Source organism: Candidatus Glassbacteria bacterium (assembly GCA_019456185.1).
Classification (GTDB): domain Bacteria; phylum Gemmatimonadota; class Glassbacteria; order GWA2-58-10; family GWA2-58-10; genus JAJRTS01.
The window spans coordinates 144,937-164,488 of sequence record VRUH01000001.1; the positions used below are offsets into that span (position 1 = coordinate 144,937).

The 19,552-nt window shown below is 62.1% G+C and carries 19 protein-coding genes and 1 pseudogene (1 of these 20 cut by a window edge); 4 read left to right on the forward strand and 16 right to left on the reverse strand.

All coding sequences use genetic code 11. The features are described 5' to 3' along the window. The 3 genes and pseudogenes from FVQ81_00670 to FVQ81_00680 form a co-directional block, all read right to left on the reverse strand. Positions 1-628 (reverse strand): annotated as a pseudogene (locus tag FVQ81_00670) (lytic transglycosylase domain-containing protein); it reaches 95 nt to the left of the window's first position. Between the two features lie 135 nt (positions 629-763). Then, positions 764-1,498 carry a tetratricopeptide repeat protein gene (locus FVQ81_00675; GenBank protein MBW7995089.1) on the reverse strand — a complete coding sequence of 245 codons (735 nt, stop codon included), beginning with the start codon at positions 1,496-1,498 and terminating at the stop codon, positions 764-766. Between the two features lie 75 nt (positions 1,499-1,573). Further along, positions 1,574-2,647: a DUF1611 domain-containing protein gene (locus tag FVQ81_00680; GenBank protein MBW7995090.1), complete on the reverse strand. Its 1,074-nt coding sequence runs from the start codon at positions 2,645-2,647 to the stop codon at positions 1,574-1,576. Positions 2,648-2,887: 240 nt separating this feature from the next. On the opposite strand from FVQ81_00680, the gene FVQ81_00685 reads away from it, so the two are divergent. The 4 genes from FVQ81_00685 (at position 2,888) to ruvB (ending at position 5,908) form a co-directional block, all read left to right on the forward strand. Then, positions 2,888-3,637: a YebC/PmpR family DNA-binding transcriptional regulator gene (locus tag FVQ81_00685; protein ID MBW7995091.1), complete on the forward strand. Its 750-nt coding sequence runs from the start codon at positions 2,888-2,890 to the stop codon at positions 3,635-3,637. Then, entirely contained in the window at positions 3,627-4,139 is a 513-nt protein-coding gene (gene ruvC, locus FVQ81_00690; protein ID MBW7995092.1) for a crossover junction endodeoxyribonuclease RuvC, read from the forward strand. The genes FVQ81_00685 and ruvC overlap by 11 nt, the downstream gene beginning before the upstream one ends. Positions 4,140-4,214: 75 nt before the next feature. Next, on the forward strand, positions 4,215-4,802 hold the full coding sequence (gene ruvA, locus FVQ81_00695) for a Holliday junction branch migration protein RuvA (protein MBW7995093.1): 588 nt from the start codon (positions 4,215-4,217) through the stop codon (positions 4,800-4,802). 44 nt (positions 4,803-4,846) lie between these two features. Next, positions 4,847-5,908: a Holliday junction branch migration DNA helicase RuvB gene (gene ruvB, locus FVQ81_00700; GenBank protein MBW7995094.1), complete on the forward strand. Its 1,062-nt coding sequence runs from the start codon at positions 4,847-4,849 to the stop codon at positions 5,906-5,908. Between the two features lie 86 nt (positions 5,909-5,994). Here the strand turns inward: ruvB and FVQ81_00705 are convergent, their stop codons facing one another. The 13 genes from FVQ81_00705 to fliS all read right to left on the reverse strand — a co-directional run bounded on the left by FVQ81_00705 (position 5,995) and on the right by fliS (position 19,542). Beyond that, complete coding sequence (locus FVQ81_00705) at positions 5,995-7,104, reverse strand: hypothetical protein (protein MBW7995095.1); 1,110 nt, start codon at positions 7,102-7,104, stop codon at positions 5,995-5,997. Between the two features lie 85 nt (positions 7,105-7,189). Beyond that, the gene (locus tag FVQ81_00710) at positions 7,190-8,293 is read right to left on the reverse strand and encodes a Gfo/Idh/MocA family oxidoreductase (protein MBW7995096.1); all 1,104 of its coding nucleotides are present in this window, start codon (positions 8,291-8,293) and stop codon (positions 7,190-7,192) included. Then, positions 8,256-9,356: a hypothetical protein gene (locus FVQ81_00715; protein ID MBW7995097.1), complete on the reverse strand. Its 1,101-nt coding sequence runs from the start codon at positions 9,354-9,356 to the stop codon at positions 8,256-8,258. Before FVQ81_00715 ends, FVQ81_00710 begins: the two co-directional genes overlap by 38 nt. Beyond that, a complete protein-coding gene (locus tag FVQ81_00720; GenBank protein MBW7995098.1) occupies positions 9,310-10,623 on the reverse strand; it encodes an ATP-grasp domain-containing protein in 1,314 nt (437 codons plus the stop codon). The genes FVQ81_00715 and FVQ81_00720 overlap by 47 nt, the downstream gene beginning before the upstream one ends. Continuing rightward, positions 10,556-11,674, reverse strand: coding sequence for a hypothetical protein (locus tag FVQ81_00725; protein ID MBW7995099.1), 1,119 nt, complete (start codon positions 11,672-11,674; stop codon positions 10,556-10,558). The genes FVQ81_00720 and FVQ81_00725 overlap by 68 nt, the downstream gene beginning before the upstream one ends. 15 nt (positions 11,675-11,689) lie before the next feature. Continuing rightward, complete coding sequence (locus FVQ81_00730; protein ID MBW7995100.1) at positions 11,690-12,442, reverse strand: NTP transferase domain-containing protein; 753 nt, start codon at positions 12,440-12,442, stop codon at positions 11,690-11,692. 2 nt (positions 12,443-12,444) lie between these two features. Further along, complete coding sequence (locus FVQ81_00735) at positions 12,445-13,047, reverse strand: methyltransferase domain-containing protein (GenBank protein ID MBW7995101.1); 603 nt, start codon at positions 13,045-13,047, stop codon at positions 12,445-12,447. After that, on the reverse strand, positions 12,918-14,000 hold the full coding sequence (locus FVQ81_00740; GenBank protein ID MBW7995102.1) for a glycosyltransferase family 9 protein: 1,083 nt from the start codon (positions 13,998-14,000) through the stop codon (positions 12,918-12,920). Before FVQ81_00740 ends, FVQ81_00735 begins: the two co-directional genes overlap by 130 nt. Next, positions 13,997-14,650 carry a hypothetical protein gene (locus FVQ81_00745; GenBank protein ID MBW7995103.1) on the reverse strand — a complete coding sequence of 218 codons (654 nt, stop codon included), beginning with the start codon at positions 14,648-14,650 and terminating at the stop codon, positions 13,997-13,999. The genes FVQ81_00740 and FVQ81_00745 overlap by 4 nt, the downstream gene beginning before the upstream one ends. Further along, a complete protein-coding gene (locus tag FVQ81_00750) occupies positions 14,610-16,061 on the reverse strand; it encodes an NTP transferase domain-containing protein (GenBank protein ID MBW7995104.1) in 1,452 nt (483 codons plus the stop codon). The genes FVQ81_00745 and FVQ81_00750 overlap by 41 nt, the downstream gene beginning before the upstream one ends. Next, the gene (locus FVQ81_00755; protein ID MBW7995105.1) at positions 16,058-18,406 is read right to left on the reverse strand and encodes a hypothetical protein; all 2,349 of its coding nucleotides are present in this window, start codon (positions 18,404-18,406) and stop codon (positions 16,058-16,060) included. Before FVQ81_00755 ends, FVQ81_00750 begins: the two co-directional genes overlap by 4 nt. A 9-nt stretch (positions 18,407-18,415) precedes the next feature. Further along, positions 18,416-19,045, reverse strand: a complete 630-nt coding sequence (locus FVQ81_00760) for a hypothetical protein (protein ID MBW7995106.1) — start codon at positions 19,043-19,045, stop codon at positions 18,416-18,418. Positions 19,046-19,086: 41 nt separating this feature from the next. Beyond that, complete coding sequence (gene fliS, locus FVQ81_00765; protein MBW7995107.1) at positions 19,087-19,542, reverse strand: flagellar export chaperone FliS; 456 nt, start codon at positions 19,540-19,542, stop codon at positions 19,087-19,089. Between the last annotated feature and the right edge of the window lie 10 nt (positions 19,543-19,552).

Genomic DNA, 19,552 nt, shown 5'->3' on the forward strand with positions numbered 1-19,552 from the left:
CCCTGCTTTCGTACCGTTCTTTTTCACGTTCATATCGCCGCATCAGGGCCTTGACCCGCCGGATGTACGACCGGGTTTCCCTGAAAGGCGGAACCCCGCCGTAGTGTCTCACTCTCATCGGGCCGGCATTGTACGCGGCCAGGCTCAACGAAATATCGTTGCGGAAATGGCGGAGCATCTGCTTGAGATAGCGCGTCCCGCCGAAAATATTCTGCCGCGGGTCGAACGAATCGGACACCCGCAGATAGCGGGCGGTGCCCGGCATGAGCTGCATCAGGCCCCGCGCCCCCTTGCTGCTCACGGCGCGATGGTTGAACGCGCTTTCGGCGTGGATCACGGCCTTGATCAGCCTGAAATCGACACCGTAGCGGTTGGCCGCGTCACGGATTAAATCATCGAAACGCCCGGTGATGCCACTCGAACGCCGGACCGGAGCCTTGCGCCTGAGAGCCGGAGCGGCGGGCGGCGCTGCCCGGCGAAACAGCGGAAGGTCGGGCTGATCCAGGTTGGACAGATGAACCGTGCCGTTGCTCTCACGCCACGAGTAGATATCGGCGCGGGCTGAAGCGGCCGTTAACCATACTGCCGCGGTAATAATTATGACGGGAAATAAAGCACGGACGAACATTGGCAGGTTACCTTTGCCGTTTGACGGGGAAGCGGATTTATGATAGTTCAATAACGAACGGGTTGCAAGTTACACGCATTCCCTTATATGTTATCGGTATAAACCCTCTGGACCTGAAATGTCCGGGCCAGCGGCTCAACCGCCCTGCGCTTCCAGCTTTTCACGGCTTTTTTTCAGCGAAGTGTGCGCGGCGGTGAACCCGTAATTGACCTCCAGCGCCTTTTCGAACATCCGCACCGCGTCCTCGTAGCTGCCCATCGAATAGTAACAGTCGCCGCTCATGTAAAGAGCCATCATGTGGTCGGAGTCAAGATTGAGTACCCGGCTGTAGGCTTCCAGGGCCTTGTCGCGGCGCTTGAGCCTGGTGTAGATGTTGCCCATCGTGTACCAGGCGTCCACATAGCGCGGATTTATTTCGACAGCGGACTCGAACTCGGCCAGCGCCTGCTCGTATTTTTTCAGCCTGCCATGAGCCAGCCCGAGCTGGTAGTGGCTGTCGGCGTAACCGGGGTTCACCAACAGTGCTTTCTCGAGAAAATCAATCGCGGCCTGGTAATCCTCCTTGTTCAGCATCAGCTGGCCAAGACGGTAAAGAGCCTTCTCGTTACGGGGTTCATATTCCAGCAGTTCCAGATACGTCCGCTCAGCGTCGGCGAAGTCCTGCAGCTCGATCTGGCAGAACCCGATTCCCAGATAGGCGTCGCTGTTGCCGGGGTCTTCCTCGAGCGCGCGGCGGTAGCTGCCGATCGCCTGCCTGTACTCGTAATTCTTGAGGAACATATCACCCTCGCGCACGGCATTGAGCCCCGGAGGCATGCTGCACGCCGCCAGGCTAGCCAAGACAACCAAGATGACTGCGATATGTCTCATCTCGCCTTCCGAATCGGAACTAGTTGCGGAAAAGTTAACTTTCACCCTGTCAGACTGGAGCCGGGGAAGGGAAATTCAATCTTTCTTACCCCTGTAGAGGGGTACTTTGTTCATTCCCGTTGAACGGACAGCATCCAGCAGAACGCCGGCCCCGAAGCGGGAGGGGTCTGTGGCGGGAAGGCCGGTGTCGGCGGATACCTGTTTCAGCTCGCGGCGGGCTTCGTCCTCGGACAAGTCCATAGCGTTAAGCGCTATCGCCACCACGCGTGAGGGTTTGACCAGCTTCATCGTTTCCTCGTATAGCCGGATATGCTCGGCCAGCGGGGGCATCGGCGTTTCTACTATTTCGATCAGGTCCTGGCCGGCCCGGTGGCAGAGAATCATCGCGTCCGGCAGGCTGCCGTGCATCAGCGAGAGTGTTACCCCCGAGTATACGGGCTGGGCCAGCGCACCCTGGCCTTCAATCGCGATCAGCTCGACCTTCTTGTCGGCTCCGGCTTCAACCACCAGGCGCTCGGCCGCTCCAGCGGTGAAATCGCTCAGGACATGATCGATCGCGATTCCCTGGCCGGCGATTGCGATACCGGTCTGCCCGGTGGCGCAGAAGGCGGATTTGATCCCCTGGTTTTCGGCCTCACGCAACAGCTCGAGCGCGGCGGTCATCTTACCGGCGTTGCAGTCGGTACCCACCATCAGCACCACGAACGCCGCCACATCCTGCGCCTTGAGACTGGCGCATTCGAGGTCTTTCGGTTCCGCGCGAAGGTCGACTATTCCGCCGCCGCCGCGTTTTGCCGCCGCCGCCAGGTCCGGGACCTCGGCCAGCATCTCATGCAGCCCGTTGTGGACCTCCAGTCCTTTTTCCAGGGCTTCCGCCACGGTGCCTCTCAAACCGGAATTCAGCACACCGCCCACGGTCGCCACGCCGATCAGCATCCGCTCGGGAGCGAACGCCATCGCTTCCTCCAGGCTGCCGACCACCGGGATACCTTCGCCCAGCCTGCTGACCTCGCTGCTGTCTTTGCCGGCATGCTTACTGTCTATAACGGCAACGATGTTTTCGGCGGCGAACCTGAGGACACCATAGGCGGTCTTGCACACGCCGAAATCATCAAATGCACCCTCGCACAGCAATACGGTTCTGACCATTTAGCAGTCTCGTTTCCCGATGAGGAAATTGACTGAATACAGATTAATTAAAATAACATTATAGCCCGGTTCCGACAACGAGCATACAAGGCGACACCCACTGAAATTGATTGATTTTTAAAATCGGGCTGGCTATATTGTACAGGCTTATATGTGTTACGCAATACTGTGTAATTAGTTAGAGCTTTGCCACCGGCTGGTGAACAAGCCGGCGACCCATTGGAAAAGTCTGGAGGAAGCATGTCGGGCCATTCAAAATGGGCGACTATCAAGCGCAAGAAAGCCAAGGAAGACGAGAAGCGCGGCAAGATTTTTACCAAGCTGATCAAGGAAATCAGCGTCGCCGCCCGCGATGGCGGAGGCGATCTCGACGCCAACCCCCGTCTGCGGACCGCGGTTGAGATGGCTAAGAACGCGAATATGCCGAACGACAATATCGAGCGTGCGATCAAAAAGGGTACCGGTGAACTCGAAGGCGTTAATTACGAGGAGGCGATTTACGAGGGTTACGGTCCCGGCGGTGTGGCGCTGTTTATCGAGTGCCTGACCGATAACCGCAACCGGACCGTCAGCGAGGTGCGGCATATCCTGACCAAGCACGGCGGCAGTATGGGCGAGGCCGGTTCGGTGGCCTGGATGTTTACCGCCAAGGGCCAGCTCTCGATCGACGCCGCCAAGTATGACGAAGAGACGGTTTTTATGGAAGCCAGCGAGCTGGGAGCCGAGGATGTTGTGGCCGAGGAAAATTGCCACGTGGTAACCACGGCGGTCGAGGACCTGCACAAGGTCAAGGACGGCCTTCAGCGGGCGGGAATTGAGGTCAGTGAAACTGAAATGGTCAAGGTCCCGGGCAGCACGATCCAGCTCGATGAGAACGATGCGGGCAAGGTGCTGAAGCTGATGGACGCGCTGGAGGAGTGCGAGGACATCCAGCAGATCAGCTCCAATTTCGATATCAACGACGAGGTGATGGCCAAGCTTGACCAATAAGCTGGCAGAACGGCGGCAGAGAAAGACGAGACTTGTGCTTGGGGTCGATCCCGGCGGCGAGGTGACCGGTTTCGGTGTACTGCGCAAGCAGGGCGCCAGTTGCGGCATGGTGGCCTGCGGCGCCAGCCGCGCTGTCAGGGGTGAGTCGCTGGCGGATAAGCTGACCCGGATTTTCCGTTTCGTCCAGGACGTGATCGAAGAGTACGAACCCGGTGAGATGGCGGTGGAGGATATATTCTACGGCCGGAACGCCCAGAGCATGAAATCGATCGGCCAGGTGCGGGGAGTGATTATTCTGGCCGGAGCGCTGGCCGGGCTGGACGTTTACGAATATGCGCCACGCGAGGTCAAGCTGGCCGTAGCCGGACGCGGCAGCGCATCCAAGGAGCAGGTCCAGCGGATGATCCAGGCTGTGCTCGGGCTGTCCTCGCCGCCCGAACCGCACGACGCCGCCGATGCTCTGGCGGTTGCGCTCTGCCACACCCACCGTCACCCGGGCTAGCGGTTGCGCCCGGACCGATTCCCCCCTAGATTCCCCTGTAGACATGTTTGCATACCCGGAAAAGAGGCTGGTCGGATGATCGCGATGCTGGAAGGGATACTGGTTGAAAAAGCGCCCGGAACGGCTGTGATCAGCGCCGGAGGAGTAGGCTACGCGGTCAATATCCCGTTATCCACTTTCGAGATACTGCCCGCCAGGGATAAAACGGCAAAACTGTTCACCTACCTGCATGTCCGCGAGGACACGCTCCAGCTCTTCGGGTTCGCCACGCGCGAGGACCGGGCGACGTTCGAGAAGATGATCTCGGTCAGCGGAGTGGGACCCAAGCTGGCGCTGACGATCCTGAGCGGCATGAAAGTATCCGACCTGGTGATTGCGATCGAAACCGGCCAGACAGACAGACTCAACAAAATATCCGGAGTGGGTAAAAAAACCGCGGAACGGCTGATCCTGGAGCTGAAAGGCAAACTCGGCGAGGTGGATATCGCCTTGCTGGCGGAGGACGGTGCGGCGGGACCGTTGAACGAGGAGGCGGTTGACGCGCTGCTGTCACTGGGCTTCAGCCGCACCCAGGCGGAGAAGGCAGTGGGCAAGGCCGTGAAAAAAACCGGCGACAAGCTCGATACGGGCGAGCTGGTGCGACGCGCCCTGGCATCGATGTAAGTCTGCTGAGCGCGTAAAGGTAAAACTTGACCGGACAGGGAAGAATGACCGACGAGACCGGCAGGCATATCGATATCACCAGCCCGGACGTGCTCGAAGACGAAGTTACGTTCGAGGGCAGTCTGCGGCCGCAGAGCCTGGAGGAGTTCGTGGGTCAGCCCAAACTCAAGGAGCAGCTCGCGGTCTTCATCGAGGCGGCGCGCAGCAGGGGAGAAGCGCTGGACCACTGCCTGTTCTGCGGCCCGCCGGGTCTGGGCAAAACCACCCTGGCCCACATTATCGCCCGCGAGATGGAGGTGGGTATCAGGGTCACCTCCGGCCCCGTGCTCGAAAAGGCCGGCGACCTGGCCGGCCTGCTGACCAACCTCGAGGATGGCGACGTCCTGTTTATCGACGAGATCCACCGTCTGCGCAGCACGGTTGAGGAATACCTGTACCCGGCGATGGAGGAGTTCAGCCTGGATATCATAATCGACTCCGGGGCCAACGCCCGCAGTGTCAAGATTCCACTCAAGCGGTTCACCCTGATCGGGGCCACCACCCGCAGCGGGTTGCTCACCAGCCCCATGCGCTCGCGCTTCGGCGTAGTAGGACGGCTGAATTTCTACGATGACGGCGAGCTGGAGCGGATTGTGAACCGCAGCGCCGGAATCCTCGAGATCGAGCTCGACAGCGAGGGGGCCGTCGAGCTCAGCCGCCGCAGCAGGGGCACCGCCCGGATCGCCAACCGTCTGTTGCGACGGGTCCGCGATTACGCCCAGGTGCGCGCCGAGGGGCGGATTGATGGCAGCGTGGCGCGCGCCGGCCTGGAGATGCTGGAGGTGGACGAGACCGGTCTGGACGAGATGGACCTGGCCCTGCTGCGCACGCTGGTCGATAAGTACAACGGCGGACCGGTGGGTGTGAGCACCCTGGCGGTCAGCGTGGGCGAGGAGCCCGACACGATCGAGGAGGTCTACGAGCCGTTCCTGATCCAGCGCGGGTTTATCCAGCGCACTCCCCGCGGCCGCGAGGCCACCGCCCTGGCGTACCGTCACCTGGGCCTGGAACCGCCAGGGGGCCGGGCCGATTCTCCCTCCCAGTCAGACCTGTTCGGCGAAAGCTGAGCGGAAAATCCAACAACTGACTACCAGCGTTGTGCTGTCTATTCTGCTCAGCCTGATTCTGCGTTTATTGCGCTGAGAGATATCTTTTACGGTATCAGCAGGAAATCACCATCGGCCAGGACAGCGCCGCCGGGACGGTCGCCGGTGCGGGCTTCGGATGAGCCGGATTCGGGGTCACTGTCATCCGGGGAGTCGTAGAGCTTCCAGTGCAGCACGTTGCGCCATTTCCAGGCCACCAGCAGCTGTCCCCGATCATTGGCAAGCACAACCGGGTAGTTGCCTTTCTCCGTAACCAGAGAGGGTTGCAGTTTAAACTCCCGGCCTGGGCCGTCCAGTGATGCGAACCGGTTTTTGCTGCGGGTCTCCCATGCCGCCAGCACACCTCCACCGGGAGCGGGGATAAGATAGGAGCCGGTCATCGGGCACAGATCGATCTTCCAGGTTTCCACCGCCAGCAGCTTACGCCTGAAATCCGGCTTTCCACCTGATAAGGCATCGGGCCAGCTCAGCAGGTACATGTCGCGCACATTGTCCGCCTTCTCACGGTAGCCTACATACAGGCCGCCAGCCGATGTGAACAGCGTACGGGTGGCGCAGCACTCGCATGGATCAACAGACTCGGGAAGTACCCGGACCGGTTCGGAGAACGTGTCGCCGTTGTCGTCGGAAGATTGCAGATACATGCCCCCGGCCGTCCAGATTACGGCGACAGCGCCCGTGGAGTGAGCCGCAAGCGAATAGTTGTCGCTCGGCCTGCGGTTGAGATTGCGCTCACCGGAGACCTCGCCTGTGGATTTATCGATCTGCGCGTAGGTCACGCCCCATTCTTCCGGTGGCAGGCCCTGCTGGTAGCCGAGATTGTACCAGATTACGTGCAGCCTGCCGTCCGCCCCGAGATCGAGATCCGGGCCACGGTAGCGTCCGCCCAGCACGGTGCCCGGCTCACTGTTGACCCGCACGGGCGCGCTGAACGAACTGCCACCATCGGTACTCTTGACGTAATAAAGGTCGGTACTGTCCACATAAGCCACGTGGACCGTGCCGGAGTTGTCGACAACCGCGTCCGGCACGATCCCGCTGCCCGGAAGCTGCACGACCCGCACTTCACCAGCCGCCGCCGGATTGCTTGTAAACACAATCAACATTGTGGCGATAGACGAAATTGCAGAGGTGGAACTGATGGACAAAAATCTCATGGCCGTATCCTGGTGAAGTTTAATTGCGAGTAATTCTTAATCTCTTTTGACTGCTAAGTCAAGGAGTTGTTTTGTTGGCAAGTGGTCAGGGCCTGAATCTATCCAGCCGAACTCTGCGGGCGCCGCGGGCTGAGCTTTCGTAGAGCGCCAGGATCAGCTCCAGCGCCCCTCGGCCGTCAATGCCGCTGCTGCCGCTTGGCCTGCCCGTTGTGATCTCTTCACGCAGCGCGGCGAACGCGGCCACGAAACCGTTATTCGCTTTGTAGTCGGGAAAATCCGCTTCGGTCAGCTCGCTGAAGCCGCTCCAGCGGGCGCTGGGTGCTGCCAGCCATAGCCGGGGCGGGCTGTTGCCGATCCGCAGGATACCGTCCTCGCCCTGGATTTCCATCTCGAACGAGAAATAGTTGCGCCGCCCGCCGCCCTCGATAAATCCGAGCGCTCCGGAGGTGAAACCCACTATCCCGGCGGCGGTATGCTCCACATTTCCCGTACCGTGGCTGCGGCGGGCATGGCCGATCACCCACTCGGCAGGTCCGCAGAAATAGCCGAACAGGTCGGTCAGGTGGGTGCCGTCGTGCAGCAGAGGTCCGCCGCCGGCCTGTTTTCGGGAAAGTTTGCCGGGGTCTCCGCCCAGCGCCTGGCCGATCACGGTGCGGATTTCGCCGAGTCGGCCGTCAAGCACCAGCCTGCGGGCCAACTGGAAGTGGCTGCCGAAGCGGCGTTCGTGACCGATCAGCAGGGCTGCCCCCGCGGCCTCGCAGGCCTCGATCATCCGGTCGGCTTCAGTCAGAGTCCGGCTGATCGGTTTCTCGCAGTAAATTCCGCGTACCCGTCCGCTGAGCGCGGCCTCGCAGACAATCCGGCAATGGGTAGCGGTGGGGGATGCGACAGCCAGGATATCGACGCGGTGATTGTCCAGCAGGGTGGCGTGGTCCGGGTAGAGGTTCGTCACTCCGAAAGCCCTGCCGAATTCGGCTGTACGTTCCGGGTCGGGATCGGCGGCGGCGACAATTTCGATATTATCAAGTTCGGTTATCGCACCGGCATGGGTGCATGGCTTGCCGCGCAGCTCATCCCGCTCCAGCATCCAGCCGATCCGGCCGCAGCCCACCAGCGCTGCGGTCAATTTTCTGTTCCCTGCGGGCATCGGTTCAGTCTTTGGATTGAGAATCGCCGGTGACGAAATCATCGGCGGTAAGCGGAGCGCCGGCCGCCAGGTTGCGGGAATAGATTTTACCGCGCAACAGTCCGAGTTCTGACGGTCCGGCCGTGGTCCAGGGTTTGAGCGCCACCAGGTCGTCCAGGCGAACCCGTTCGCCCTGCCTCACATCGCGCGCCAGGTAAAACCCTCTCCGGCCCACCGTGCGTTCCTCTTTTTCGACTGCCGCGGGTACCTTGCGTCCGTTGCCGCGCATCTGCCCGGCCAGCCTGATCTGGCGCACCATTGCGGCGAACTGCTCCGGTCCCAGGCTGAGCGCGTGGTCGGGGCCGTCGGCGGCGGGATCGTAAGTGAAATGTTTCTCCACCATCACCGCGCCAAGCCCGGCCGCCAGCGCCGGCGCCAGGATTCCCTCGCTGTGGTCTGAAAAGCCGACAGGCAGACGGAGTTTGCGCCGCATGTGGAGCATGGCTGTCAGGTTCAGGGAATCGGGTGGAGCGGGGTAGCGGCTTAGGCAGTGAAGGAGCACGGGGGTCTTGCAGCCCGCGCGCTTGAGCGTCCGCACGCTGGCTCGGACCTCGGCCAGATCGGCCAGGCCGGTGGAGAGAATAACCGGGAGTTTCCACGAGGCAAGCGATTTGAGCAGTGGGAGGTGAGTCATGTCGCAGGAGGCGACCTTGAACGCGGCGGTTCCCAGTTCGGCCATCCGCGCGGCGCCGTCGGCGTCGAACACGGTGCAGACGAACGGTACGCCACGCTTGCGGCAGCGCTCGATTATTTTGCCGTATCCATCAAGCTCCAGTGTATAGCGGCTGTAAAGATCAAACAGCTCGGGCATCCTGCCCCGGTGAACCATCGACGGCGGGTCGATATACTGGAACTTGACCAGGTCGGCGCCGGATTCGGCCGCCAGGTCCACCAGTTCGAGCGCGCGTTCGACGCTGCCGTCGTGGTTGATCCCGATCTCGGCCATCACGGCCACGCCCCGGCCGTCGCCGACCCTCACGATTCCGCAGCGCTCGTCACCGATCCTGACTTCGTTCATCTCATGCGCTCTTTGCACTGAGCGCAACCGAATCCCGTTTGCCGGCATCCGGCTGCCCGGTGTGGATCCTGATCGTGGTCAGCGCCCGGGCGCAGAGTTTGAGCAGCTCGTCCCTGGTGTCGGCCACGACGATCAGGTTGCCGAATTTTCCCATGTTGCTGGTAGGCGAACGGAAAGTGTCGCCCACTTTGTACATGGTAAAGATATTTTCCACACCTGGCAAGGAACGCGCCTTCTCCAGGCCCTCGATGGCCGTGATCACGCCGGGACGGGGGATTATTCCACGCTCGGCGGAGACCCGGTTCCATCTGGGAGTCAGTTCGCCGGGGCCTTCGCCCATCGATATCCGCAGGATGGCGCTCATCAGGTCCACCCCGGTGGCCAGCGGGTGAGTGAAGCCGCTATGGTAGCCGCCGGAAAGGCGGGCGGCTAATTCGCCGATTTTCGGGCCCTCGGGAGTGAGTTTGATATCGCCCTTGGCCGCGCCGATATCGATCCCCAGCGCGCGGATCCCCTGTTTCATCACCTCCGCTGCTCCGGCCACTGTCTCCTCGTCCAGCGCGGTGGGAAGCGTGTGACCCAGCTCGATAAAGTATGGCGCGCCGCTGATAATCCGGTCGGCGACACTGACGATCTCGATATTTCCGTCCCAGACCAGCGCGTCGATAGACAGCTCCGGGCCGTCCATGAACTGCTCTATAATGATCATCCCGCTGACACTGGCCCGGCGCGCCTCGGTGAACGCGTCATCGACCTGGGAGCGCGCGGTGAGCATTTTCACGCCCCGGGCGCCCATGTTGTCGGCGGGTTTGATCACGCAGGGGAATCCCAGGCGCTTGCCCGCATCGGCAGCTTCCCGGCGGGTCCAGACATAGTCGAAATCGGGCGACGGTATTCCGTGTTCGCGGAAGCACTCGCGCATTTTGACCTTGTTGGTGGCCCGCTCGGCCACATCGTAGCGGATACCGGGCAGCTCGAGCGCAGCGGCCATCGCGCTGACAGTCCTGCTGGCGTCGGTGCCGACTGTCAGTACGCCGTGGATCGGGATATGTTCGGCGATCCTGCGCGCGCTGAGCACCGAGAAATCGATATTGCGGGTCGAGACCTCCAGAGCCACATCGGCCATGGAGAACCCCGGCGCGTTACGGTTGTAATCGGTCACCACGGTGCGCAGCCCCATCCGGCGGGCCGCCTCGATCAGCGGTATCTGCATGATTCCCGCGCCGACTATGATAACGCCGCGTCTGTCATCCAACCCTGGACTCCTTTCCCGTCTGTTTCCACCCCGGCAGAGCAGCGTGGAACGGATCTTCATTCTGCCCTGTTAAACAGTTTAACCTGCTCGCCAGCTGCTCCATGCCCAGCCCGTCAACCAGCGAGAAACCGGCCGCTCCGATAGTGTTGCGCAGGGTGGAATCGGCGCAGGTTTCCCTGACGACCACTTCGAGACCCACGGCCGCTTCCTCATCACCCGGAGGCGGCGCCACGATAAGAGCTCCGCGACGGGCCAGCCTCGATGCGTTTAGGTACTGTTCCTCGTGCTGGGGGACTACCGCGGTCGGGACTCCCAGGCACAGGGATTCGAACATCGTAATGCCGCCCGAGACGAACGCAAGGCCACAGTGAGTGAGCAGGCCGGCCAGGCCGGGAATACCCCGGTGGACAGTCAGCCGGTGGCTGCCGGCTGACGGCAACGGGTCTGCCGTGGCCGCAGGGCCGAGTACTACGTCGATCGCAAGTCCGGTTTCCACCTTGGCCAGCAGTTCGACAATGCGGGCGGTCAGGCCGGAGGCATCGCTGCCGCCCAGGCTGACTGTTACGTTCAACGGCCCGGAATTCCCGGTCCGGTGCGCGCCGTCCGTATTGATTTCGCGGTGCAGGCGGGCGTAAACCGGGTCGATCAGCGCCCAGCCCGGTCCGAAGCAGCAGTCCGCCCGGCCCGGGTACGCCGCCTCGTGGCTGCCCGGCTGGATATGCGGGTCGATCAGGACATCCGCTCCGAGACGGCCGGGCCCGTTATCCTCGAGATCGATAACCGTCAGCCCTGACTGATGGAGCGCCATTACGAACTCGCGGCTGTTGTCCCTGCAGTCGAGAACAACAAATCGCGTCCCGGCATTACCGGCTATTTCGGCCAACTCCAGGCCGAGGCCTTCGCCGGTGAGCCGTTCCTCCAGCTGCCGCCACGGCAATCCCGAGGAGTCCAGGAATTCGGCGGCATCGGGGTCCGGTCCGGCTGTCAGCAGGCTGCCATTACCGGCGAGATTGTCGAACAGCATCCGGCAGCGGTAAAGGTGGCCGAGACCGAGCTGTCTGCTTCCCGCGCAGTGGAACAGCACCGCTGGTTTTTGTCTGTTGACCGGCATCATTCGTTCTCCGGCTCAGGCCACCGAGGCCGCGATACTGTCCTTGCGCCAGTCGCGCTGACGGACGTGACGGTTTATTTCAGCAAGCCCAGGCTCATCACGCAGCATCCTCACTGCATCGGCCAGGTCAACCAGCTTGCCGGGGACATAAAGCCGGTCGTAAATCCTGCGCATCAGCTCGAGGTCCTCATCGGCATCCACGGTCAGGCGGAACTCCGGCGCACGCAACTCCGGCGGCGTATCCAGCCGGCAGACCCGGAACTCGTCCTCGTGCTCGTAGAGCAGGGAGGTGACATGCTCGCGGTGATGGCTTTTGCGGCCGAAATGGTGCAGGTAGTCCAGCAGGCTGGCCGGGAAGACCTCGGCGCCGGTGCCCAGCGGAAGGTTGCTCGCGCCGACCATGTCCCAGCAGCCGGTCTGGCACTCCTGGATACAGCGCTCGAGCATGGTCGTGTCCAGCAGCGGGTTGTCGCCCGTGGCGCGGATCACGTAGGGAGCAGGGTATCGTTTGGCCGCCTGGTAGAACCGGCCGAGGACGTCGTTGAACGCCCCGCCGATAATCTCCGCGCCGGCCCGTTCGGCCAGGGGAGCCAGGTAGGCGGTTTCCGTGCGTGGCACCGCCATGACCACCCGGTCCACGCCGGGAGTGCCCTGTAGTCTTTCGATCACGTGCAGGATCAGCGGTTTGCCGGCCAGGTCGGCCAGAATTTTACCCGGCAGGCGTTCGCTGTGCATCCTTGCCTGGAGTATGGCAATAACCTTATCCATGGTTATTTCTCCGCGTTGAAGTAGATACTCATCGGAACCTTGCGGCTCTCGTAATTGGAGGTTACGTCGCGGACGTTTTTGAAGCCGGTCTCCTCCAGCGCCCGCTGAAGTGAGGAGTAGTCGTACATGTTGTAGTGATAGTTGCCCTCGTAGTCCTGCCCGCCGAACATCCGGTCGCGGGCCTCTTTGTGGTCCATCCAGCCCTCGGTGTAGCCGTGGGCCACATAGGCGAAATTGGGTGTAATGATCAGTACGTCACCGCCTGGTTTGAGCGCTCTGTACCATTCGTCCAGCACCTCGCCGACCGTGCGGTAGGAGAAATGCTCGATGATGTGGCTCGCCAGCAGCGACTCCACCGAGCCGCTGGCGAAGGGCAGGCATTCCACCCGGCAGACCAGGTTGGTGGCCGGCAGCCGCCGCTCGTCGCAGTGAAGGTACCCGTCAAACGGGCGTTCTCCACTGGCCAGTTCAACTCTCACCGGCTTCCTCCAGTTGCGGCCACCTGCTCCGGAGCGCCGATTGTGGCCAGGTAAGCCCGGTAGACCTCGTCCACCGAAATCATCGCCAGGCACTCCGCGATCCTGTCGCATTGGTTCAGTTCGCATTCGTCCGCGCAGTCCGTCTCGGCGCTGACAAGCACTACATCGCGGCCCCACGGCCGCCAGACTTTTTCGTTGCGCGGAGCCCAGACAAGCAGGCTGGACGCACCGGCGAGCGTGGCGGCAATGTGCGCCGGACCGCTGTTGTTGCCCGCGAACAGGCTGCAACGCTGCAGCAGGGCGACCATCATCGGCAAATCGAGCTTGCCGGCCAGGTCGACCGCGGGAGTCCGCAGCCGGGCAATCACCCGCCGCACCAGGGATAATTCATCACTGCCATCATAAGTTTTATCCCGCCCGCCGAGCAGTACAACCGGCGCGCCTGAATCGGCGGCAATCTTGTCGGCAAGCTCCGCGAACCGTTCAGCCGGCCAGTTGCGCACGCTGTTTCCACTGCCGGGATGGACCGCCAGCGGAAAAACATTGGGCGCGATCCCGTTGTCCCGCAGGATCTTATCCAGTTTCTTCCGTGTCTCGGCGGGCAGCTTCACGCGGAAATCCGGCGCGGCCGGCCGGGAGAGTCCCAGCTGTTCGATCAGCCGGAGGTTACGCTCCAGACGCAGCTCGCCGGGGAGGTTGGGAAAGATATCGGTATACCACGGGCGGCGTTTCCGTTCGAGCGCGAACCCCACCGTCCGGTTGCCACGAGCCTCTCGGCTGAGGATTCCCGAACGGGGCATGAACGCGAAATCGAGCACCAGGTCGTAGCCGAACTTGCCGGCCAGTTTTCTGCCGAACAGGCTCAGCTTCGGGTCGTTTTCCCAGGGGACGGGCAGGGGTACGACGCGGTCAATCGAGGGCACGATCAGGGCCAGGTCCTCCTGAGCGGGCCAGACCACAGAAGTTATCGTTTTGCTGCCGTAGTTTTTCAACGCGGCCAGCACCGGCATCGTGGAAACCAGGTCGCCGATACCGCCCATGTTGAGCACCAGTACGTTTTTGTATCCGCCATTTTTCATTTCACCCCCGCCTTACGCCAGAATTCAACGGATTTATAGACCCAGTAGACGTTGCCAGCGGCCACGGCCAGGGCCAGGCCGATTTCCGGACGGCCCGTCAGCATACCCAGCGAGACAAGACCGAGCACGATTTCCCGCTCCGCGCCCCAGATTCCGCCGGAGGCCAGGAACGCGTGGTCCAGCTCCACCATCGAACGGGGACTGGCGGTACGGACCGAGGCCGGAACGGACTTGAGAAATGCGGCGCCACTGTAATAGGCCAGGTAATTGGTCATCGCCGCGGCCACGGACAGGGCCATCACATGCGACGGCAGGCCCCAGATCAGGTGGCAGAACAAGCCGGCGCCGAGGAGCAGGGACACATCGAGGGCATGCACGGCCACCAGGGCCGAGCGATGGACTGCCTCGCCGCCGGAGTCGCGCTGCAGCTCCATCCTCCCCGACGACCAGCTCAGCCAGCCCGCCAGCAGGACCGCTATCAGCACCTGCACGGGAAGCAAGCCCAGGGTGTAGAGCAGCATCGCACCCACGGGCATCACGATCCCGGCGGCGGCGAACCTGGAGACAAGCGTCCGTCCGCCCCGGCGCTTACGCAGGGTTGATATCAATTCAGCGAGCGGCGAGTTCAGCAATTTGCTTTCTCGATTCATTATACCTTTCCAGTTTACGCGCCTGGAGATACTCAGTATATGTTTCGCTGGGTCTGGCCGAGCGGGCCTGGGCGGACTTGGCCAGCCACCAGAGGGACTCGAGCGCGATCAGCAGTGCCAGGGTAGCCAGCGGCCGGCCGGCCGCCACTCCCAGGGCCAGCACCAGCAGGTAGACGTCGTGCGTCATGCCGAACACCATTTCCCTGTCCCTGAACCAGTTCTCGATACGGGACAGGATGCCAACGCTCAATTCACCGTTACGCAGCGCGCCGGAAATAAGCAGCGTATCCATCCCGGAGCGGTAGGCGATATTCGAGACCAGCGCAAAGCACAGCAGAATCCAGGCAGCGGATTCAGGATAGCCGGTATGGACCACGCTCAGGGCCGCGCCGGCGACAATCAGCCAGTCGCAGAGCCGGTCGGTCAGGTTGTCCAGCCAGGCTCCAAGCCAGCTTCCCTGCACTTTGAGCCGCGCCAGTTCGCCATCGACCCCATCGAGAACGCTGTAGAGCTGAACCGTCAGGCCGCCGGCGATCAGATGGCCCGTGGCCAACAGCGCCCCGGCTGTCGCGGCCAGCAGGAGGTTGAAGCCGGTGACATGGTTCGGTCTGACAGGCAGGGGAGCGATCAGCCGGGTAACCAGTCCGCTGATCCTGCGGTTGAGCAGGCGGCTGACCACCCCGTCGCGCGCTTTGGCGGCTCGCTGCCACAGCCTGCGGCGGGTCTCGCGCAGGCAGTCCAGGTTGTCCACGTCCTGCCACAGGCACCCGGTCACGTCGCGCCAGGCCATCCGTTCCTTTCCGCACAGCAGGCGGATACCGTCCGACAGGCTTTCGCCGCCTTTTTCAGCCGCTTCGGCCAGAGCCTCGAACAGTGCGGAAGTGCAGTAGAAAACTCCGGTGTCGGCTGCATCGAAGCTGTCGATCGTCTTGCCGATCATGGTGATCCTGCCATCGTCCGCCAGCTTGACTTTGGTCGCGTCGTCGAGGTCGTAAACACCGGCAAGGTCACGGTCGACCGCCAGCGCACAGCCACCGGCCGGGGGAGTTGCGGCGGTCAGGCGATTTACCAGTTCGCTGTCGAAAACATGGTCGCTCATACTGAGCAGGAACACCCGCTCGCCGGACAGGGCCTCGCGGGCGGCAAGCACGCTGAGGCCATTTCCGCCCCGCCAGTCCGGGTTGTGGATAAACTTCAGCTCCACTCTTGCGGAGAGCTTGCGGGCAAGTTCGGCTTCGAGTTTTTCGTGCTCATAGCCGGTGACCACAACCAGTTCCTCCAGGGGGGGAAACGCCGCCAGGATCCGCTCGATCACGCTGACGCCCCAGACCGGATTCAGCGTCTTGTGGCTGCTGAGGCCATGGCCGTTGAACCCGGAACCCATACCCGCGGCTATTACCAGGGCTTTCATCGATCTGTCTCCGCTCCGGCCCAGGCCGGCCTGAGTTTGTCGAGTTCCCGCCAGGCGTCTCCGGCAATCGTTCGCGCTTCTTCCAGCAGTTCACGGCCCTGGTCGTTGGACGCGAGGAAATTGGAGAGCACCGAGGCTTTGAGCGCGAACAGATGGCGCTGCCGTTGCAGGACCAGCCCGAACTTGCCGCCCTGCTCGGCGGCGGTTTCTAGTTTCTTCAGGTATGACGCCATGTTATTCACCAGCAGCCGGAGACATTCCCCGGTATTGCCGTTCAGTTCGGGTACCGCCGGTAAAGTCAGTCCGCCATTGTCAGCGGGCTCGAGTTGTTGCTTATCAATGCCGGCAAGTATTTCACGGCAGGCCAGTCCGGAGGATTTTTTCAGGCAGCCGGCGAGAGTCTCACGCCTGTCGCCGTCAAGTACCGCCGGGTTAAGGGCGGCCAGCCGGGAGATTTCCGCTGAGAGTACCAGAGCCGCGTCCGCCAGGGCGGTAATCCTCAGGTCGGCTGCATGGGCGGCCTGGATTTCATCGCGGTGCACACGCTGAGGATCGCGCCCGTATTCGAGGTGTCCGGCGATAACGGCCAGGCTTTCCAGTCTTTCGTCCAGGAGCCGGTTAAGATCGTCCAGCAGTTTTTCGACAATATCCGCGGCCAGGCTGCCGTTGCCTCGGGGAATCAGCAACTTGTGGACAGCTTTCAAGCACCAGCCCAGCCGGCGGATCGATGGCTCGAGTTCACGGATCTGCTCAAGCTCGTCGTCCATCCGCAGCTCGGCGCTCGACGAGCGCCCCCGGCTCTGATAGAGCTCCATGTCCACTTCGGCCCGGACGTCGGACCAGTTCTTCAGCTTTCCGGCAGACGGGCGGCAGCGACGGAGTAAGTTGGCATAGATTTGCTCACGCAGTTCAGCCAGCCTGGCTGACACGGCCTGTTTCAGAGCCGATGCCCCGGTTGACATCGAGCCGCTATCGAGACTCCCGGTCAGAGATTCCAGGACGGCAACCGAGCGCTCGAACCGTCCGGAAAGGATATCATCCTCATCCAGCAGGCAAGCGGTCAGGGCGGCCGGGTCCAGGCCGGGCGAGATTTCGTCCCAGTTTGAAGCTGGCAGGGAAACAGTTTTCCGTACCCCGGGCACAATCCCGAGCCGGGCAGGAACCAGACGGCAATCGGCGGGGAAGAGCGGCAGGAGATTCCCGGCCAGCAGACGAGGATCGAGCAGCATGTCCGGCAAGCGGAACAGACGGCCATTGCCCGCGGCCATCAGCCTGCCGCCGGAGCCGATCGTGCCGCAATCCACCCGGATCGATTCAGCCTTGCGCCGGGGAGATTTCATCAGCGGAGTCAGGTCGTAAGTGAGCAACTGCTCGCCCTCGGAGCCGCGGACCGACAGCACTCTGCGGGCGTCGTCGACCACCAGGATTACCGGCCCGGAGGGTCCGGCCAGCACGGTAACCTGGCCAGCAATCCGAGGTTTGACCTCATCGCGGTCATCGGCAATGCTCACCGACCGTTTACGCTCCAGGGCCGCGGTCAGCACAACGACTCTGCCGTTGCCGGAGTCCCAGACGAACACCGCCGGCGAGCCATCGCTGTCGGTGGCGGCAAAAACCTCGCGAGGGTATTCGAAATACTGGACGATTGCGGCGTCAGCGGGCGCGGAGTTCAGATGCGCGATTTCCTCTTCGTCAAGGCCGCGCCGACCGCACATTCCCTGCGGACTGCCGTCCAGGCTGAACATGCACAGACGGTGCGCTGCGCTGTCGCTGACTATCATCAGCGAGGTGTCATCGGAGTTCAATATCGCCACGCCGGCGGGGGCAAGCAGGGGAGAACCGTCGGAGGCCGAGTCCGCTCTCCACAGCTCACCGCCCGTGCCGCTGTGCGCCGCGTATAATTTACCGTGCCAGCTATCAGTGTAGAACAGGACGCTGTCAGCCAGGGCCATCCCGCCTACCTGGCAGGCGCGTTCCTGCGGGATCGACCAGAGTTTTTTCCCGGAGTCCCGGGCGTGGCAGGTAATCCCGCCGGCAGCCGATGCGACAAACACTCGCTCCTCGGTACTTATCAGGTGTTTTGCCACCTGAGGCGCTCTGTCCAGCGCACCGCAACTCTCGATTTCGATCCCGGCCAGTATTTCCAGCGCCGCAAGCTGCCGCCCGCCGAGATCAGTGCCGGAGGCGGCGGTCAACCCGTCCAGACCGGCAGCCAGGCCCGACGGCGGCAACCCACTGCGGATCTTGTTCCGCCACCAGTCCAATGCCTGGTCCAGGCTTTCGAAGCCGGACGGAGCAGGATTGTTCTCGTGCGGGGCCGGTTTTTTCTGTTTGCGTTTAGCCATAACTCTCCCTCAGAGTTCCGCGCCCATTCCCACGGTGAATATTTTCACGCCGCGCCGGGCCAGGTACTCCAGCCGGTTCTCGATTTCCGAGGCGTGTCCCAGCGAGCCCACCAGCACCACTTGCGGGTCGAGTTCTTCGAGTGCATCGGGGCTTTGCACGATATGGCCGAACATGTCGCGTCCCTGCTGGGTGGGGTCGCTGTCGACCACGCCCACCAGGCGGCAGCCCATTTCCAGCAGCACCTGGCAGCTCAGTTCGCCGGTTTCGGCCGCGCCGTAGATCACGGTCCGCATCCGTTTCAGCTCATCGGCCCGTGCTCCCAGCAGCCTGCGGAATTCCCCCTTGGCGTACTTGTAGAGCCGGACTGTCTCGATACTGTAGCGCCTCCTCAGCTCAGCGCGACGGCTGCGGCCGGCATCGGTAAGGTAGTAGGAGGTTGTGCGCCGGTTGTCGCCGCGCTTTTCAAGCAGTCCCTGCTCGGCCATCCGCCTGATATATGTATTGACCATCGACGGCACCAGGCCGGCTTTAGCGCCCAGTGCGCTCTGAGTGACCATCGGATCGCGCTCGATCCCGAGCATTATCGCAAGTTCCCGGATCAGCTTGCCGGGCATCAGCAGGTCGAACTCACCGATCATCCTTCACTCACTGAATGAATGTTCCAGTTAAAAGCGGCAGATTAACCCCGGAGACTGATGCCTTTTTTACTGCCGCCGCCGAGTTCCAGCCCGTTCTCTGTTTCCCGGACATTCTTACTCTCTTCGTTCTTCAGCGCCTGAAACCAGCTCTCGCGCAGCCGCTTGAGCTGTTCGCAGACCCGGCCCAGGGCTACGGGGTCTTTCTTGACGTTAGCCTGGACCAGCGTATGGTGCATGAACTCGTAGATGCGGAAGAGGTTGGAGGCGATCTCGCCGCCCTTGTCGAAATTGAGCGATCCCATCAACTCGGCCAGGATATTCTGCGCCCTGATCAGGTTGTTGTGCGCCTCTTCCAGCTCCTCCCGCTCCATTGAGCTCTGGCCCTGATGGATGAACTTGATCGCACCGTCGTAGAGCAGCAGGATCAGTTTCTCAGGCTTGGAGCTGAGAATCTGCATCGACTTGTAATCGCGCACTCCCGGGTTTTTCTGCATCATTGCTCCAGAC